The 14,923-nt window shown below is 63.7% G+C and carries 21 protein-coding genes; 11 read left to right on the forward strand and 10 right to left on the reverse strand.

Annotated features, from left to right (window positions below):
* The first annotated feature begins 163 nt into the window (after positions 1 to 163).
* The gene (glpD, locus tag ACX1DW_RS08760; protein WP_458993241.1) at positions 164 to 1,699 is read left to right on the forward strand and encodes a glycerol-3-phosphate dehydrogenase; all 1,536 of its coding nucleotides are present in this window, start codon (positions 164 to 166) and stop codon (positions 1,697 to 1,699) included.
* A gap of 9 nt (positions 1,700 to 1,708) precedes the next feature.
* Here glpD and ACX1DW_RS08765 read toward each other — a convergent pair whose 3' ends face one another.
* A complete protein-coding gene (locus ACX1DW_RS08765) occupies positions 1,709 to 1,996 on the reverse strand; it encodes a cell division protein ZapA (RefSeq protein ID WP_458993242.1) in 288 nt (95 codons plus the stop codon).
* Positions 1,993 to 2,220 carry a hypothetical protein gene (locus ACX1DW_RS08770; protein WP_014819952.1) on the reverse strand — a complete coding sequence of 76 codons (228 nt, stop codon included), beginning with the start codon at positions 2,218 to 2,220 and terminating at the stop codon, positions 1,993 to 1,995. Before ACX1DW_RS08770 ends, ACX1DW_RS08765 begins: the two co-directional genes overlap by 4 nt.
* Positions 2,221 to 2,374: 154 nt before the next feature.
* On the opposite strand from ACX1DW_RS08770, the gene ACX1DW_RS08775 reads away from it, so the two are divergent.
* The 3 genes from ACX1DW_RS08775 (at position 2,375) to ACX1DW_RS08785 (ending at position 3,703) form a co-directional block, all read left to right on the forward strand.
* Complete coding sequence (locus ACX1DW_RS08775) at positions 2,375 to 2,656, forward strand: peptidylprolyl isomerase (protein ID WP_003299288.1); 282 nt, start codon at positions 2,375 to 2,377, stop codon at positions 2,654 to 2,656.
* 119 nt (positions 2,657 to 2,775) lie between these two features.
* Positions 2,776 to 3,144 carry a SpoIIAA family protein gene (locus tag ACX1DW_RS08780; RefSeq protein WP_063543880.1) on the forward strand — a complete coding sequence of 123 codons (369 nt, stop codon included), beginning with the start codon at positions 2,776 to 2,778 and terminating at the stop codon, positions 3,142 to 3,144.
* Positions 3,145 to 3,238: 94 nt separating this feature from the next.
* Complete coding sequence (locus ACX1DW_RS08785; RefSeq protein WP_125849878.1) at positions 3,239 to 3,703, forward strand: DUF3597 domain-containing protein; 465 nt, start codon at positions 3,239 to 3,241, stop codon at positions 3,701 to 3,703.
* Between the two features lie 42 nt (positions 3,704 to 3,745).
* Here the strand turns inward: ACX1DW_RS08785 and ACX1DW_RS08790 are convergent, their stop codons facing one another.
* From ACX1DW_RS08790 to ACX1DW_RS08800, 3 genes are all read right to left on the reverse strand, one after another.
* Positions 3,746 to 4,159 carry an HPF/RaiA family ribosome-associated protein gene (locus ACX1DW_RS08790; RefSeq protein ID WP_394375677.1) on the reverse strand — a complete coding sequence of 138 codons (414 nt, stop codon included), beginning with the start codon at positions 4,157 to 4,159 and terminating at the stop codon, positions 3,746 to 3,748.
* 305 nt (positions 4,160 to 4,464) lie between these two features.
* Positions 4,465 to 4,725: a hypothetical protein gene (locus ACX1DW_RS08795; protein WP_063543874.1), complete on the reverse strand. Its 261-nt coding sequence runs from the start codon at positions 4,723 to 4,725 to the stop codon at positions 4,465 to 4,467.
* 177 nt (positions 4,726 to 4,902) lie between these two features.
* Complete coding sequence (locus tag ACX1DW_RS08800; protein WP_110777589.1) at positions 4,903 to 5,706, reverse strand: inositol monophosphatase family protein; 804 nt, start codon at positions 5,704 to 5,706, stop codon at positions 4,903 to 4,905.
* 191 nt (positions 5,707 to 5,897) lie between these two features.
* Between ACX1DW_RS08800 and ACX1DW_RS08805 the strand changes: the two genes are divergently transcribed.
* Positions 5,898 to 6,293, forward strand: a complete 396-nt coding sequence (locus ACX1DW_RS08805; RefSeq protein ID WP_458993243.1) for a DUF3597 domain-containing protein — start codon at positions 5,898 to 5,900, stop codon at positions 6,291 to 6,293.
* A gap of 46 nt (positions 6,294 to 6,339) precedes the next feature.
* Here the strand turns inward: ACX1DW_RS08805 and ACX1DW_RS08810 are convergent, their stop codons facing one another.
* Complete coding sequence (locus ACX1DW_RS08810; RefSeq protein ID WP_133455880.1) at positions 6,340 to 6,576, reverse strand: DUF2789 domain-containing protein; 237 nt, start codon at positions 6,574 to 6,576, stop codon at positions 6,340 to 6,342.
* A gap of 116 nt (positions 6,577 to 6,692) precedes the next feature.
* Between ACX1DW_RS08810 and ACX1DW_RS08815 the strand changes: the two genes are divergently transcribed.
* On the forward strand, positions 6,693 to 7,625 hold the full coding sequence (locus tag ACX1DW_RS08815) for a 2-hydroxyacid dehydrogenase (RefSeq protein WP_458993244.1): 933 nt from the start codon (positions 6,693 to 6,695) through the stop codon (positions 7,623 to 7,625).
* Between the two features lie 26 nt (positions 7,626 to 7,651).
* On the opposite strand, the gene ACX1DW_RS08820 is transcribed toward ACX1DW_RS08815, so the two are convergent.
* The gene (locus tag ACX1DW_RS08820; RefSeq protein WP_208217920.1) at positions 7,652 to 8,860 is read right to left on the reverse strand and encodes an ammonium transporter; all 1,209 of its coding nucleotides are present in this window, start codon (positions 8,858 to 8,860) and stop codon (positions 7,652 to 7,654) included.
* Positions 8,861 to 9,164: 304 nt separating this feature from the next.
* Positions 9,165 to 10,661, reverse strand: a complete 1,497-nt coding sequence (gene dgt / locus ACX1DW_RS08825) for a dGTPase (RefSeq protein ID WP_458993245.1) — start codon at positions 10,659 to 10,661, stop codon at positions 9,165 to 9,167.
* A gap of 107 nt (positions 10,662 to 10,768) precedes the next feature.
* Between dgt and ACX1DW_RS08830 the strand changes: the two genes are divergently transcribed.
* The 3 genes from ACX1DW_RS08830 to ACX1DW_RS08840 all read left to right on the forward strand — a co-directional run bounded on the left by ACX1DW_RS08830 (position 10,769) and on the right by ACX1DW_RS08840 (position 12,129).
* Positions 10,769 to 10,966 carry a hypothetical protein gene (locus tag ACX1DW_RS08830; protein WP_458993246.1) on the forward strand — a complete coding sequence of 66 codons (198 nt, stop codon included), beginning with the start codon at positions 10,769 to 10,771 and terminating at the stop codon, positions 10,964 to 10,966.
* A complete protein-coding gene (locus tag ACX1DW_RS08835; protein ID WP_458993247.1) occupies positions 10,963 to 11,676 on the forward strand; it encodes an MOSC domain-containing protein in 714 nt (237 codons plus the stop codon). The genes ACX1DW_RS08830 and ACX1DW_RS08835 overlap by 4 nt, the downstream gene beginning before the upstream one ends.
* A gap of 315 nt (positions 11,677 to 11,991) precedes the next feature.
* Positions 11,992 to 12,129 carry a hypothetical protein gene (locus tag ACX1DW_RS08840; protein WP_156924007.1) on the forward strand — a complete coding sequence of 46 codons (138 nt, stop codon included), beginning with the start codon at positions 11,992 to 11,994 and terminating at the stop codon, positions 12,127 to 12,129.
* A 38-nt stretch (positions 12,130 to 12,167) separates the two neighbouring features.
* Here ACX1DW_RS08840 and ACX1DW_RS08845 read toward each other — a convergent pair whose 3' ends face one another.
* Positions 12,168 to 13,052 carry an EamA family transporter gene (locus ACX1DW_RS08845; RefSeq protein ID WP_458993248.1) on the reverse strand — a complete coding sequence of 295 codons (885 nt, stop codon included), beginning with the start codon at positions 13,050 to 13,052 and terminating at the stop codon, positions 12,168 to 12,170.
* 201 nt (positions 13,053 to 13,253) lie between these two features.
* Here ACX1DW_RS08845 and ACX1DW_RS08850 point away from each other — a divergent pair, with 201 nt between their 5' ends.
* Together ACX1DW_RS08850 and ACX1DW_RS08855 are read left to right on the forward strand one after the other, a co-directional pair.
* Complete coding sequence (locus tag ACX1DW_RS08850; RefSeq protein WP_011912745.1) at positions 13,254 to 13,952, forward strand: YebC/PmpR family DNA-binding transcriptional regulator; 699 nt, start codon at positions 13,254 to 13,256, stop codon at positions 13,950 to 13,952.
* Positions 13,953 to 14,050: 98 nt separating this feature from the next.
* Positions 14,051 to 14,395: a YajD family HNH nuclease gene (locus ACX1DW_RS08855; protein ID WP_011912744.1), complete on the forward strand. Its 345-nt coding sequence runs from the start codon at positions 14,051 to 14,053 to the stop codon at positions 14,393 to 14,395.
* Between the two features lie 23 nt (positions 14,396 to 14,418).
* Here the strand turns inward: ACX1DW_RS08855 and ACX1DW_RS08860 are convergent, their stop codons facing one another.
* Entirely contained in the window at positions 14,419 to 14,850 is a 432-nt protein-coding gene (locus tag ACX1DW_RS08860; protein ID WP_014596319.1) for a universal stress protein, read from the reverse strand.
* Positions 14,851 to 14,923: the final 73 nt, after the last annotated feature.

The raw sequence follows: 14,923 nt of genomic DNA on the forward strand, positions 1-14,923 counted from the left end.
ATGCGACCCCTCACGACTGCCGAACAGCGACAACCAACCAAAAGCACAAGGTTCGAATATTTTCTTTTTTATCTATTTTCGAACATTTTTACTTTCGCGCGGATTCTTTTGCGAATAGCATGTTCAAAACCGAACATGACCTTTCGTTTTCGAGGAGAAGCCCGTGCCCCATTCCGCCCAGCCCGTCTCCGAGCTCTATGACGTCGCCGTGATCGGCGGCGGTATCAATGGCGTCGGTATCGCTGCCGATGCAGCTGGTCGCGGGCTCTCTGTGTTCCTTTGCGAACGCGACGACCTGGCCAGCCATACGTCATCAGCCAGCAGCAAGCTCATCCACGGTGGTCTGCGCTATCTGGAGCACTATGAGTTCCGCCTCGTCCGCGAGGCACTGGCCGAGCGTGAAGTGCTGCTGGCCAAGGCACCGCATATCGTCAAGCCGATGCGCTTCGTATTGCCCCACCGTCCGCACCTGCGCCCGGCGTGGATGATCCGTGCCGGTCTTTTTCTTTACGACAACCTGGGCATGCGCAAGAAGCTGCCGGCATCGCGAGGTTTGCGTTTCGGAAGCGATAGCCCACTCAAGCCGGCGATCACCCGTGGTTTCGAATACTCGGACTGCTGGGTCGACGATGCGCGGCTGGTGGTGCTCAACGCCATGGCGGCACGGGAGAAAGGCGCGCACATCCATACCCGAACCCAATGTCTGAACGCCAAGCGTGCCGGCGGCATCTGGCATGTCGAGCTGCAGCGCGAGGACGGCAGCCGCTTCTCGCTAAAGGCCAAGGCACTGATCAATGCGGCCGGCCCCTGGGTTGCGCAGTTCATCGGCGAAAACCTGCAACAGCGCTCGCCTTACGGCATCCGCCTGATTCAGGGCAGCCACATCATCGTGCCCAAGCTGTATGAAGGTGAGCAGGCCTACATCATGCAGAACGAGGATCGGCGCATCGTCTTCGCCATTCCCTACCTGGATCGTTACACCATGATCGGCACCACCGACCGCGAATATCGTGGCGACCCGGCCAAGGTGAGCATCAGCGAGGAGGAGATCGCCTACGTACTGGGCGTGGCCAACACGCACTTTCGCAAGCAGCTCGAACCCAAGGATATCGTGCATACCTTCGCCGGCGTCCGGCCGCTGTGCGATGACGAATCGGATAACCCGTCCGCGGTCACCCGCGATTACACCCTGTCGCTGGCGGCGGAAGAAAAGCAGGCGCCGCTGCTTTCGGTGTTCGGCGGCAAGCTGACCACCTACCGCAAGCTCGCCGAGTCGGCGATGGCGCAGCTCAAGCCGTTCTTCCCGGCCATGGGTGAAAGCTGGACGGCGCACGCCCCACTACCCGGCGGCGAAGGCATGAGCACGGCCGATGCGCTGGCCGAAGAGTTGGTGGCCAAGGTGCAAGGGCTGAAACTGCCGCTGGCCAAGCGCTGGGCAACCCTCTACGGCAATCGGGTATGGCGCATGCTCGGCGAAGCGCGCTCGCTCGATGCGCTGGGCGAAGACCTCGGCCAGCAGCTGTATACGCAGGAAGTCGACTACCTGCGGCGCGAGGAGTGGGCAACCCAGATGGATGACATCCTCTGGCGCCGCACCAAACTCGGGCTGGCCTTCAGCGAGCCGGAAAAGGCTCGCCTGCAGCGTTACCTGACAGAGCGGCCGGTCAGCGAAAACACGCGCAGCAGCGACGCCGCCTGAGGCAGCCGCTCAGCCCTGCGCCGCGAGCTGCTGATTGATACGGGCAACGCTGGCGGCGATGCGTTGCTCGACATTCTGCATCTGCTCGTTCTGTTGCAGCAGCGGCACGCAGAGATTCAGTGCGGTCAGCACCAGCAGCTTGTCACCCGTGGCGTGGGGAAACTGCCGCTGGCTGTCGGCCAGATGCTGCTGCAGCATGGCCGCTGCCTCCTGCAGCAGAGCATCCTGGCTGGGCGGTGCGCGGAACGAATATTCGCGGCCGAATACCCTGAGCACCTGAACCCCATCCGCCGTCATGCGGCGCTACTGCCAGCTGCACGCTCCACCAGCGCCTGCAGCCGCGCCAGGGTAGCGCCCTGCCGGTCTTCCTGCTCCAGCGCAGCCAGTTGCAGATTGTCGTTTTCCTCACGTGCCTGCTGCAGCTGCTGCTCGAGCAAGACACAGTGCTCGCTGAGGCTCTGGTTGCGCTGCAGCAGATCGTTGATGACGTTTTCAAGTTGCGCAAGGGTGCTATCAAGCATGGAGCGTTTTCCGGGTCCGATGAAAAAGCGCGCGAGAGTACCCGAAAGGAAGGTCGCCGGGGGCCTTCATTCAGCCTTCAATGCCACGCGGCCCGGTCGCCAATACCACAGGTTTGCGGTAGCCTCGGCAGCCTGTCTGAAGAGGAGAGTCCCCATGGCACGCGCTACCGCCCGCCACATCCTGGTTTCCACCGAAGCCAAGTGCAATGAACTGAAAGCCGCCATCGAAGGCGGTGCCGACTTCGCCGAAGTCGCCAAGGAAAACTCCACCTGCCCATCCAGCCGTCAGGGCGGCGACCTGGGTTCGTTCGGCCCCGGCCAGATGGTCAAGGAATTCGACACCGTCGTGTTCAGCGCCCCGCTGAATCAGGTGCAAGGCCCGGTGAAGACCCAGTTCGGTTATCACCTGCTGGAAGTGACCAGCCGCCAGGACTGATTGAAGCGTCTCCCCGCGCCTGCTGCGTGGGGAGACGCCAGGCTGCGCCCTCCCTTCCCCTCGCGGTTCGTCATTTCCGGCCTATCCTCTAGAGCAGACCCAACTGCGAGGAAAGGCTCATGTTCCGAGTGACACGCGTCGCCCCCGACCGTATCGATGTCATCCTGTCCGGCAGGCTTGACAGTGACGCCATGCGCGCAGCGCTGGACGACCTGTTGTTCAAGTCCGAGGGCATCAATCACGGGCGGATGCTGTATCGCATCGACGAATTCGACCTACCGACCCTCGGTGCGGTGGCGGTCGAACTGTCACGGCTGCCGCAACTGTTTCGCTTCATCCGCCGCTTCGATCGCTGTGCCGTGATCGCCGGCAAGGACTGGTTGCGCCGGATCAGCGAAGTCGAGGGGCTGCTGATTCCCGGGCTGACCATCAAGGCGTTCGACTTGCATCAGGAAAGCGACGCCCTGACCTGGCTCGAACACGGCTGAACGCCCGCAGGGGTTCATCCGACCTGTGGCTACGAATGGGTTGCCCCGGTTCGCTGTCGAACGCTCACACTCGACAGCACGGAGGAACCGCCCCATGGGACTTTTCGACACGATCAAAGCAAAGCTTGGCCTCGGCGACGTCTCCAACGAGGCGCAGCGCAAGGCGGACGTTCCCCCGGCCGATGCCGGACGGTCGAACGCGGAGGGCATCACGCTGGACAACGACAGGCCCTCTACCACAAGCAATGCCACAACCGCCCCGAACATGGACCTGAACAGCCCGTCGGCCACACAAAAGGGGGTGAATGTCGTTGCACAGCTGGAAGGCAAGGCAGCTCAGCACCCGGAAGCTCTGAACTGGCGTACCTCGATCGTCGACCTGCTCAAGCTGCTTGGCCTCGACAGTAGCCTGGAGGCCCGTCGGCAGCTGGCGACCGAGCTGGGCTGCCCACCGGAGCAGATGGCCGATTCGGCTCAGATGAACATGTGGCTTCATCGCGAGGTGATGAAGCGCCTCGCCGAGCATGACGGCAGCATACCGCCTGAACTATTGGGTTGATTAGCGAAGGGCCTTCCGCATGGAAGGCCCTGATCGGGAGGGTTATGCGTTGCGGACCTGCTCGTCCGCGAGGAAATCTTCCTCGAGCAGTGCGTCACGGCCCGATGCGACGCCGTCGATCATTTGCGGTTGCGCACCGGAGCGCTTGCTGCGCAGCTTGCCAAACTGGTGACCGAGCGCGTTGTTCAGCTTATCGACGGCACCATCGAGTGCCAGCTCCAGGGACTCGGCCTTGTGCGTCACGGAAATCGGCTGCAGCCCCTTCGGTCGTGCTTCGATCTGGCAGCGCTTGTCGTGCGCGCCTGCCTTGTCTCCGTTTTCGTCATTGAGATGAACAACGACTCGCGTCAGCTCGTCATCGAAGCGATCCAGCCGGCTGGCGACACTGGCGCTGACCCAGTCGGCGAGACGGGCACTGCCTTCGATGTGGTTATCGCTGTGAACCTGGATTTGCATAAGTCGTCCTTACTTCCGCTTATGAGCACCACCGTTGCCGGTGGCTTGCTGATAGCTATGCCACCGTTTGGATCATTAAGCAATGCGCCAAATGTCGCCGAACCTTTCCTGGGCCATGGCGCGACACGGCGTTGCACTCCATAAGGTCGTGGGATCGCTGCCGTTCTCGGCATTAGTTTGAACAATGCCGACAGGGCAGCCTCGCCCGGAGAGTGCAGCGGAGGCAGAGCGAAGTGCTATTGGCGTGATCCAGGGCAACGAAAGACGCACCGGACGAAACCGTCCGGTGCGCGGTAGCGCAAGCGTCAGGCAGCTTTCTGAAACAGCTCACGCCCATGGTCGAGGTGCTGATCCACCAGCCATTTGCCGTGGGCAATGGACAGCCGCTGGGCCTTGTCCAGTTCGTCCATGAACGCATGTTCGAGTGGCAGCGGCATGCGTCGAGTGACGTGCCCATCGGGCGCGGTAATCCGGCAACCGCCGGCCCAGGGCGTCGAGGTGCCAGGATATTCCATCACTTCGGCGGTGATGATGTGATCGCGGTAGGTGCATTGCATCATGGTCATGATCGTTACCTCGCTATGTGCGGGCAGCCATCGATCATGCAGGTTGACTCGGGCCTGATGGCTGCCGGAATTCCCCCCTTGTCAGAGCGGGCCAGGCGGATAGGCTGGCCCTCGGTGCGTCACATCGGTATAGCACAGTCCGCCGACCGCGCCTGCGCGGATCGACGAACGTGCCGCTCATGCATCCAGCGAAGGGCCGATCAGTTTGGCCAGCTGGCTGTATACCCCGGGCGCCGCCACCAGATATGGATTGCCTCGCAGCAGACCGTCGTTACGGAAGAAGTCGTTGCGCAGGCCACCCGCTTCGGCCACCAGCACCAGCCCGGCCAGGCAGTCCCAGCTCTTGAGCTCGGTCTCGTAGTAACCAATCAGGCGACCCGCAGCGACGTAGGCGGTCATCAGCGCGCCGGAGCCGTTGCGGATGAACATGCCGCCTTCGGCCAGCAGTTTTTCCAGAAACGGAATGAAGTGTTCCTTGCCGCGCGGATGGAAGGTGCCAGCGCCGGTCAGCCCCTCGCACACGTGGGTCGCGGTGCTGGCTCTGAGCGGCGTCTCGTTGACGTAGGCACCGCGGCCGAGGCAGCCATGGAAGAGTTCGTCGTGATTCGGATCGGCGATCGCGCCGACGTGCGGTTCGCCGTCGACCAGCAGGCCGATGGAGACGCACCAGTTGTGCAGGCCGTTGACGAAGCAGGCGGTGCCGTCGATCGGGTCGATGACCCAGACGCAACGTGCCTTAAGGTCGGCCGAGCCGCTCTCCTCGCCGAGAAAGCCGTCTTCGGGAAAACGTTCGGCGAGCCGCCCGCGAATGAAGTCCTCGATGCGCTTGTCGGCGATGCTGACCACGTCCTGGCGATCGCTGCCCTTGTGCTCCACATCCAGTGTCTCGCGCTGACGGTAATAGGTCATGCCGAGCTGCGCAGCTTCCAGTGCAAGGCTCTTGGCGCAGGCGTAGCGGGCGTCGATGTCGAGGTTGCTCATGGCGGGTTTCCCGGGCAAAAGCGGCATTCTAGACAGGCGTGGAGCACAGCACGAGGGCGGCGGGCGCGGCGAGCCAGTCTCAACCTCGAGCTTGGCGGACGCACCGCTCGCTTCAGGCGCGACTAATCGAAGCGCCGGCGGTCCCAATTGCGAGCAACGGCTCACGTATCCACGCAGACAGGAGAATATCCATGGGCTTGTTCAATTCGATTCTGGAAAAGATCGGCATCGGCCGGACGCACGCCACGCCTGACAGCAGCGCACCCACGACCCCGCCGGAAGCGTCCACCGGCGGCGCCGGGGCGCCCACGACGCCTGCCGTGGATCAGGTTGACGTGGCGGCCAAGCTCGACGGCATGGCCAACAACCACCCGGAAAAGCTCAACTGGCGCACCTCCATCGTCGATCTGCTCAAGCTGCTGGGCCTGGACAGCAGCCTCGCAGCGCGCAAGAAGCTGGCCACCGAACTCGGCTGCCCGGCGGACAAGATGGGCGACTCGGCGCAGATGAACATGTGGCTGCACAAGGCGGTGCTCAAGCGGCTGGCCGAGAACGGCGGCAACGTGCCGGCCGATCTGCTGGACTGAGCGGGAGGAACGCAAGCTGCGGTCGCTGCCGCAGCCTGCGAGGCGATCAGTGCTCGTGCAGACGCACGTTCAGCTCGTCGACGATGGGCGCCCATTCGGCGTCCTCGACCCATTCGTCACGCAGGAGCGCGCGCTGCGACTCGTTCCAGAACGGCGCATCAGCCAGACGGACATCCTCCGGCAACCGACCGTGCTTGGCGATGAAGGCATCGATGCTCGCCGGATCGGATTCCAGGCCGAGCTGTTCGAACAGGGTGCCGAGGTCTTTGTTGGGCAGTTCCATGGGATTCTCCTTGGGCTTGGTCAATTGAACGGACGCCACTTGCGCGCTCCGTGACTTGCCTATTCAGAGACTCCGCGGCTGACTACAGTTCCGCTTCGCCCACCTGGAGCCATTCAATGGACCTATTGCTCTGCGGCAGCTTCGATAGCGACGAACGCGATGCCTGGCTCGCCGAACTGCAACGCGCCCTGCCCGATGCCTGCTGGCACCTGCAGATCACGCCAGAGAATGCCGAGCGCATCGTTGCCGCCGTGGTCGCCAACCCGCCGCCGGGCGCGTTGCAGGGCCTGTCCAGACTGTGCCTGATCCAATCGCTGTGGGCCGGTGTCGATCGGTTGCTGGACGACCCCAGCCTGCCGGACGTGCCTCTGGCGCGCATGGTCGACCCGGCCATGAGCACGGCCATGGCGGAAACTGCCTTGTGGGCGACACTTTCGCTGCATCGCCGCTTCTTCGACTATGCGCAACAGCAGCGCGATGGCGACTGGTACCCCCTGCCGCAGCAGCGTGCCGACGAGATCGAGGTGACCGTGCTGGGCATGGGCCAGATGGGCCGGACCTGCGCACGGCGGCTGCTGGAAACGGGTTACCGGGTGACCGGCTGGAACCTGCACGGCGGCGCCTTCGCCGGCCTGGTGTTGGAACACGGCCTGGAAGCGCTGTGGCCGCTGCTGGCGCGCAGTGACATCGTGATCAACCTGCTGCCTCTTACCGCACAGACCGCCGATCTGCTGGACCGACGGTTCTTCGCCGCCATGCGCCGCGGCGCTGCTCTGGTCAACCTCGCCCGGGGCGGGCACCTGGTGGAAGCCGACCTGCTAGAGGCGCTGGACAGCGGCCAGCTCGCCCGTGCGGTGCTGGATGTGTTTCGCCAGGAGCCGCTGGCGACGAACCATCCGTTCTGGTGCCACCCGCGCGTGACGGTCCTGCCGCATATCGCCGCCGCGACGGACATGCGCAGCGCCGCGTCGATCGTCGCGCAAAACCTGCAGGCTCTGCGCGACGGCCGGCCGATCAGCTATCTGGTGCAGCGCAAGCGCGGTTATTGAGCCGTGGCTTGCGCCAGCACAGCGGCTCAGTCGTGGCTGAGCGCGCCGATGCGGTGGATCGAGAGGTCCGCCCCGTTGAATTCTTCCTCCTGGCTGAGGCGAATGCCCATGGAGTGCTTGAGCAGGCCGTAGACGCCGAAGCCACCAACCAGTGCCACCAGCATGCCCAGACCGCTGCCGATCACCTGGCTGATCAGGCTGACGCCGCCGAGCCCGCCCAACGCCGCCTGGCCGAAGATGCCGCAGGCGATGCCGCCCCAGATCCCGCACAGACCGTGCAGCGGCCATACACCCAGCACGTCGTCGATTTTCCAGCGGTTCTGCGTGGCGGTGAACGCCCAGACGAACAGCGCCCCGGCAATCGCGCCGGTGGCCAGCGCGCCGACCGGATGCATCAGATCGGAGCCGGCGCAAACCGCCACCAGCCCGGCCAGCGGGCCGTTGTGCAGGAAGCCCGGGTCGTTGCGGCCGGCCAGCCAGGCCGCGGCGGTGCCGCCCACCATCGCCATCAGCGAGTTCACTGCTACCAGGCCACTAATGCCCTCGATGGACTGCGCACTCATCACGTTGAAGCCGAACCAGCCGACGATGAGAATCCACGAGCCCAGCGCCAGAAACGGGATATTCGACGGGGCGAAGGCCACCAGCCGGCCGTCGCGGTAGCGGCCGTTGCGACGTCCGAGCAGGATGACCGCACCAAACGCCAGCCACCCGCCCATGGCATGCACCACCACGGAACCGGCGAAGTCATGGAAGGGCGCACCGAACTGGTGCTCCAGCCAGGCCTGGAAACCGAAATTGCCGTTCCAGATCAGCCCTTCGAAAAACGGATAGACGAACGCCACGATCAACAGCGTCGCGCACAGCTGCGGACCGAAGCGCGCACGCTCGGCGATGCCGCCGGAGATGATCGCTGGAATCGCCGCGGCGAAGGTCAGCAGAAAGAAGAACTTCACCAGGGCATAGCCGTGGTCGGCGACCAACTGGTCGGCCGGATGCATGAACGTGACGCCATAGGCGATCCAGTAGCCGATGAAGAAGTACGCCAGGGTCGATACGGCGAAGTCGGTGATGATCTTCGACAAGGCATTGACCTGGTTCTTCAGGCGCACGGTCCCGACTTCGAGAAAGGCGAAGCCGGCATGCATGGCCAGCACCATCACCGCGCCCATCAGGAGGAACAAGGTATTGGAGCCATGGACCAGGGTTTCCACGGCGCTGTTGAGGTTTTCCATGGGTTACTTCAGCCTCAGCGGGTAATACGCACCAAAACGGTAATCGTCGGGGTGCGCATGCACCGAGATGCATCACTTCACCGTGAGCGACTACCGTCACCTGCAGCCGGAGCCTGCCTCGGTAGAATTGCCGAGGCACCATGAAACCTTTGTTTTCAACGGGTTATGGAAACTGCCGGGTTTTCATCATGCGCCATTGCGGGGCTTGCACGACGACTGCTGCACCAAGCCGTAGCAATGCCTGTACCAAGCGCAGCGCTGAGCGCTGCCGAGACCGGCTTCAGCCTCATCGATCGACCAGGGCTCAGAGCGCCGACAGCGCGCGGTACTCGTCCTGGGCAAGCTGGTCGGTCATGCCGCTGATGAAGTCCTGCAGCATGCGGTTGCGGTAGTAGAACTCCCACAGCGGGCGATCGGCCGACGTCTCGGCATGGGGCTTGAGCGCCTCGTGATAGGCCTTGACCAGCTGATTGGGCAGCCGCCGCGCCAGCATCTGCAGATGCGGCTCGCTGCGACAGCCGCCCAAGGTAAGCGCGTCGAACACCGGCGCCGGCACACGCAGCAACGGCGCATAGAAGTCCAGCAGTCCCTGGAGGATGCGATAGCCCTGCAGCTGCAGCGTTTCCACCTCGCGGTGGCAGAACACCTTGTCCATCGCCACATCCTTGAAGGTCTGCACGATGGCGTTGGGCAGGCTTTCGTCCTCGAGCAGGGCGCGGTCCAGCGTGCCGTGGTAGACCGCTTCGATGTTGTCGATGAACTGACGGGCAGCGTGCTGCACCAGCGGGTGGATCATGTTCACCCGCAGCCAGATGAAGAACTCCCCGGCCTTGTTGATCGGCTCCTTCTGCGCCCGCTCCAGGGCGTAGCTGACCATGCTGCGGAAACTGCGCTCCGGACCGGGCACGGGCGCATCGACGTCGCCATGCAGGGCGAACTTGTCCAGCAGCAGCTGTGCCAGCTGCTCGATGCTGAAGATACCCTTCTCCACCGAATCCTCGATGTCAGCCAGGCAGTAGGCAATGTCGTCCGCCGCCTCCATCACGTAGGCCAGCGGGTGGCGCGTGCAGGGCTGCATCTCGAGGGCCGCCTGCAAGGCACGTACGAAGGGTTCTTCGGAAAGGTAGAAGCCGGGCTTCTTCTGCAGATAGGCACCCGGCGTGCCTTTGTCCGGTCGCGGCATGTAGGCCGGGCGGACGTACTTGAGCAGCCCGGCGGTCTGGGTGTAGGTCAGGTTCAGGCGCTGCAGCGACACCACCAGACGAATCGCCTGGGCGTTGCCTTCGAAGTGGTTGAGGTCATTGAGCATGCGCTTGCGCAGCGCGGTGTCGCCCTGCCCTGGCGGCACGGCAGCGGCGAACAGTTCATCCAGGTGACGCTCGAACCATTCGCCGATGGCGTATTCCCCGAAATGGCCGAACGGCGGATTGCCGATGTCATGCATCAGGCAAGTCATCTCCACCAGACTCTCCAGTGCCGTCTCCAGCCCATCCAGGCCGAACGCCGCGGCACGGCTGCCAAGCTGTTTGTAGAGCGTACGGACGATGAAGCGGCCGGTCTGCTGCACCTCCAGCGAGTGGGTCAGGCGGCTGCGCACCGCGGCGTTGCGCTCCAACGGAAAGACCTGCGTCTTCTGCTGCAGGCGCCGCACCGCCGCGGAATTGATGATGCGCCCGCGATCGCTTTCCAGCTGATCCAGCACGGCATCGAGATTGCAATCTTTGGCCCGCAGGCCCGCCTCGGCCTTGCCATAGGGGCGCTGGCGGGAGATTTTGTGCTTGAAGTTCACGGAAGCCGGCATGCATCGTTCTCGCGGCGTAAAAAGAATAGCCATCGAGCCTAACGCGAGCCTTCCGGGTTTACCATCGCTGCCCCTTTCATCGCCAACTACGGCGACGGAGACCATTCGTGAGTCGAGCAGATTTCCATCAGAACAACGCCGAGCGCGCCCGCGCCGAAGCCCAGCGCCTGCTGGGTCAGCAAGCTGCCCTTGGCTCGCGCTGGCTGGCCTGGGTCGCAACCGAGCTGTATCAGCTCAGCCCGCCGGAATACACCGCCATGGTCCGCCGCGAACTGGAGCAGCTCAACCGAGCGCAGCAGCCGTGACCCAGCAGACGTCACGCACCGTGCTCGGAGCCTGGGCCGTTGACGGCCCGCTGCTGTGCCGTCAGTTCTCGCCGCTGGCGGACAGCCGCAAGGCCACCGCCATGGACAAGCAATTCAGCGACGGCCCGTTGTGGCTGGGCCCGGATGGGCTGCAAGGGGATCGGATCGCCGATCGACGCTTTCATGGCGGGCCGGATCGCAGCCTTTGTCACTACCCGAGCCAGCATTATCAGTACTGGTCGCAGCGCTTCCCGCAGCTGCGTTCGCGGCTTGGTCTCGGCGCCTTCGGTGAGAACCTCGGTAGCCAGGCGCTGGGAGAGGAGCAGGTATGCATCGGCGATCTCCTTCGCTGGGGTAGCGCGCTGATCCAGATCAGCCAGCCGCGCTCGCCCTGCATCAAGCTGGACAAGCGTCATGGCGTGCGTGGCCTGGCACGGGAGCTGTCGGCGAGCGGCCGCACCGGCTGGCTCTACCGGACCATCGAGCCAGGCAGCGTGCGTTCTGACGACACGTTGCAGTTGCTCGATCGCCCGCACCCGCAGATCAGCGTCGCGCACCTGTGGCGCTGCTTTCTCGATCAGAATCTGGCTGAAGACAGCCTGCAGCAACTGGCGAAGCTACCTCCTCTGGCCTTGCATTATCGGGCGATCTTCCGCCAGCGCTACGACGCCCTTCGTGGCCGACGCGACCAGCACAGCCTGTTCGACTGATACCAAGGGGTCTGCTCCGTTTCGTGCGCGGCAAATGGCGCCATGCGGCGTTGCGGGACTTGGCAAGGGAACCACCATTATCTGCGTCCCGCGCCTGCGGAACGCCGCCCGGCCATGGCGCTATTTGGCGCAGCAACGCGGCTTGCGACGAAACGGGAACAGACCCTAAGCAAAGCAATGCGTGCAATGCAGCCCAGCAGTGCCATACTGCAGCGGTCATGGAAGACACAGGCCGGAAGCAGGCTTCGCTCCAGCAGCGACAGTCAGGCCTTTGCACATCAGGACATGTCCAGCCAGCAATCAGAGGTGAACACCATGAGCAAGGGAATGGACGCAAAGAAGAACGGCAAGAAAAAGCCGATGAAAACGGCGCAAGAAAAACGGATGGCCAAGCGCGACAAGAAGAGTGGCTCCGGCACTACGCTGCTCGGCGCCCACGCTGCCACCCATTGAGCCTGATCGCTGCGACGCCCGGTCTGATACCGGGCGTTTCAGACCCTGGCCAGGCGCAGCCGGCCGAACAGCCAGCCTCCCCAGACATTGACTGCCAGCCCGATCATCACCAGCAACGCACCGGCCAGCTGCAACAGGGCCAACCGCTCGCCTAGCAAGATACTGGCCGAGGTCAGCCCCACCACCGGCACCAACAGCGAAAACGGCGCCACCTGGCTGGCCGGATAGCGCGACAGCAACCGGCTCCACAGGCCATAACCGAGAATGGTCGCGCCGAAGGCCAGGTACACCAGAACCAGAATCGTCTGGCAGCCGATACCACGCAGCGCCGCTTCGATCACGCCCGGGCCTTCCAGCCATAACGACAGCGCGAGAAACGGCAACGGCGGCACCAGGCTGCCCCACACCACCAGCCCGACCAGATTCACCTTGCCGACCTTGCGCGTGACGATGTTGCCCAGCGCCCACATCGAGGCGGCACAGATCGTCAGGAGAAATCCGCCAAGGGTCATGCCCAGCCCACTCTGCGCGCCGATCAGTGCGAGGCCGCAGGCCGCGATCAACAGGCCCAGCAGATTGGCCGCCCGCAAGCGCTCGCCGAGAAACAGCGCAGCGAAGAACAGCGTGAAGAACGCCTGGGACTGCAGCACCAGCGACGCCAGGCCTGCGGGCATGCCGTGCTTCATGGCGGTGAAGAGAAAGGCGAACTGGCCCAGCGAGATGGTCAGCCCGTAGGCCAGCATCCAGCGCAGCGGCACCTGCGGCCGTCTGATGAAGAACACCGCCGGCACCGCCGCCAGCATGAATCGTAGGGCACCGAGCAACATGGGCGGCACGTCGTGCAGGCCGACCATGATGACCACGAAGTTCATTCCCCAGACGACGATGACTACCAGTGCGAGCAGCAGGTCCCGAGGCGACATGACGACGCACCCTGTTACGAAAACATCCATTAGAGCGGCGCGATGGCTGTACCGCTCCATACAGTGAGCAGCGAATTGGCCGGCACAGTCCGGCTTGGCCGTCGATCGGCCCAAGCTCATCCTCGCCCAGCACCGGCGACGAAACCCGCGGTGACGCTATAGAATTCGCGCCTGGTTCCCTCACATCAGACGAGTACGAGCATGGGCGCACAGTGGAAAGCGAAGCATAAGGAAGCGGCGGCGAACGCCAAGGGCAGGATCTTCGGCAAGCTGTCGAAGGAAATCATGATCGCGGCCCGCAGCGGTGCCGACCCGGACATGAACCCGCGCCTGCGTCTGGTGGTCGAGCAGGCCAAGAAGGCTTCTATGCCCAAGGACACCCTGGAGCGCGCCATCAAGAAAGGCGCCGGCCTGACCGGCGAGGTGGTGAACTACGAGCGCACCCTCTACGAAGGCTTCGCTCCGCATCAGGTGCCGCTGATCGTCGAATGCCTGACCGACAACGTGAACCGCACCGTTGCCGAGATCCGCGTGCTGTTTCGCAAGGGCCAGCTGGGCTCTTCCGGGTCGGTGAGCTGGGATTTCGACCATGTCGGCATGATCGAAGCCGCACCCGCAGGCGACGCCGACCCGGAAATGGCCGCCATCGAGGCTGGTGCTCAGGATTTCGAGGCTGCCGACGATGGCGCCACGCTGTTCATTACCGAGCCGACCGACCTCGATGCCGTGTGCAAGGCCTTGCCGGAATTCGGCTTCACCGTGCAATCGGCGCAGCTGGGCTATCGACCGAAGAATCCGGTCAGCCTTTCCGGTGCCGAGCTGGAAGAGGTCGAAGCCTTCCTCGAGGCCATCGACGCCCATGACGACGTGCAGAACGTCTATGTCGGCTTGGCGGGCTGATGGCCCATCGTCTTTACTAGGCCCTGTTGGCGTTCGGTTCGCGGCCACGCCGTGACCGGATGTCACCGACCAACCCAAGCAGCCGGCGAGTACTCATCATGAGCAGCAACAAACCCACCACGCCCTACAGCCAGCGCGAGCAGGGCTATCGGGAAAAGGCACTGAAGATGTATCCCTGGGTCTGCGGGCGGTGCGCTCGGGAGTTTTCCGGCAAGCGCCTGAGCGAGCTGACGGTCCATCACAAGGACCACAATCACGACAACAACCCCGAGGACGGCTCCAACTGGGAGCTGCTCTGCCTCTACTGTCACGACAACGAGCATTCCCGCTACACCGACAACCAGTACCAGGCCGAAGCCCGGCCCGGCAGTGATCTGGGCCCGAAGGAAACCTTCAAGGCCTTCGCCAACCTGGCCGACCTGCTCAAGGGCAAGCAGGGCTGATCGGCCAGGCCGGATGCCTCCTTCTATTTGACCAGCAGAACCGGAACCGACACCTCGTGGATCACCCGGCTCGCCACCGAGCCCAGCACCAGCCCGGTGAAGCTGCCCAGGCCGCGAGTGCCCATCACGACCGTGTCACAGCCCAGCCGCTTGACCGCATCGTTGATCTGTTCGGCCACGTTGCCCAGCTGGGTGTGGGTCTCGCATGTCAGCCCACCGGCCTGCAGCATCGCCGCCGCCTCGTCGAGCACGCTACGGGACTTGGCCATCAGGCTGTTGTTGAGCTCATCGATCATGGCCGAGGTGACGTACTCGCCATAGATGATCGGCTCGTGTTGAACATTGACCACGTGGACCTGCAGCGCCATCCCGGTGTCCCGGGCCAGATCGACGACATACTGCAGGGCGCGCTTGGAGTTGTCCGAACCATCGTATGCAACCAGAAGCCTGCGCATTTCCTGTCTCCGCTGTTGGGTAGGTTTTCAGCTTAGACCAGCTACCGCGGCGTTGTGGCCACTGCTTGCACTT

It is taken from the genome of Stutzerimonas sp. KH-1 (assembly GCF_054483855.1).

Excerpts from the sequence above, each read along its gene's own strand:
- ACX1DW_RS08765 (WP_458993242.1), bottom strand. The coding sequence starts at position 1,996 with ATGACGGCGGATGGGGTTCAGGTGCTCAGGGTATTCGGCCGCGAATAT.
- ACX1DW_RS08770 (WP_014819952.1), bottom strand. The coding sequence starts at position 2,220 with ATGCTTGATAGCACCCTTGCGCAACTTGAAAACGTCATCAACGATCTG.
- ACX1DW_RS08775 (WP_003299288.1), top strand. The coding sequence starts at position 2,375 with ATGGCACGCGCTACCGCCCGCCACATCCTGGTTTCCACCGAAGCCAAG.
- ACX1DW_RS08780 (WP_063543880.1), top strand. The coding sequence starts at position 2,776 with ATGTTCCGAGTGACACGCGTCGCCCCCGACCGTATCGATGTCATCCTG.
- ACX1DW_RS08785 (WP_125849878.1), top strand. The coding sequence starts at position 3,239 with ATGGGACTTTTCGACACGATCAAAGCAAAGCTTGGCCTCGGCGACGTC.
- ACX1DW_RS08790 (WP_394375677.1), bottom strand. The coding sequence starts at position 4,159 with ATGCAAATCCAGGTTCACAGCGATAACCACATCGAAGGCAGTGCCCGT.
- ACX1DW_RS08795 (WP_063543874.1), bottom strand. The coding sequence starts at position 4,725 with ATGACCATGATGCAATGCACCTACCGCGATCACATCATCACCGCCGAA.
- ACX1DW_RS08800 (WP_110777589.1), bottom strand. The coding sequence starts at position 5,706 with ATGAGCAACCTCGACATCGACGCCCGCTACGCCTGCGCCAAGAGCCTT.
- ACX1DW_RS08805 (WP_458993243.1), top strand. The coding sequence starts at position 5,898 with ATGGGCTTGTTCAATTCGATTCTGGAAAAGATCGGCATCGGCCGGACG.
- ACX1DW_RS08810 (WP_133455880.1), bottom strand. The coding sequence starts at position 6,576 with ATGGAACTGCCCAACAAAGACCTCGGCACCCTGTTCGAACAGCTCGGC.
- ACX1DW_RS08815 (WP_458993244.1), top strand. The coding sequence starts at position 6,693 with ATGGACCTATTGCTCTGCGGCAGCTTCGATAGCGACGAACGCGATGCC.
- ACX1DW_RS08820 (WP_208217920.1), bottom strand. The coding sequence starts at position 8,860 with ATGGAAAACCTCAACAGCGCCGTGGAAACCCTGGTCCATGGCTCCAAT.
- dgt (WP_458993245.1), bottom strand. The coding sequence starts at position 10,661 with ATGCCGGCTTCCGTGAACTTCAAGCACAAAATCTCCCGCCAGCGCCCC.
- ACX1DW_RS08840 (WP_156924007.1), top strand. The coding sequence starts at position 11,992 with ATGAGCAAGGGAATGGACGCAAAGAAGAACGGCAAGAAAAAGCCGATG.
- ACX1DW_RS08845 (WP_458993248.1), bottom strand. The coding sequence starts at position 13,052 with ATGTCGCCTCGGGACCTGCTGCTCGCACTGGTAGTCATCGTCGTCTGG.
- ACX1DW_RS08850 (WP_011912745.1), top strand. The coding sequence starts at position 13,254 with ATGGGCGCACAGTGGAAAGCGAAGCATAAGGAAGCGGCGGCGAACGCC.
- ACX1DW_RS08855 (WP_011912744.1), top strand. The coding sequence starts at position 14,051 with ATGAGCAGCAACAAACCCACCACGCCCTACAGCCAGCGCGAGCAGGGC.
- ACX1DW_RS08860 (WP_014596319.1), bottom strand. The coding sequence starts at position 14,850 with ATGCGCAGGCTTCTGGTTGCATACGATGGTTCGGACAACTCCAAGCGC.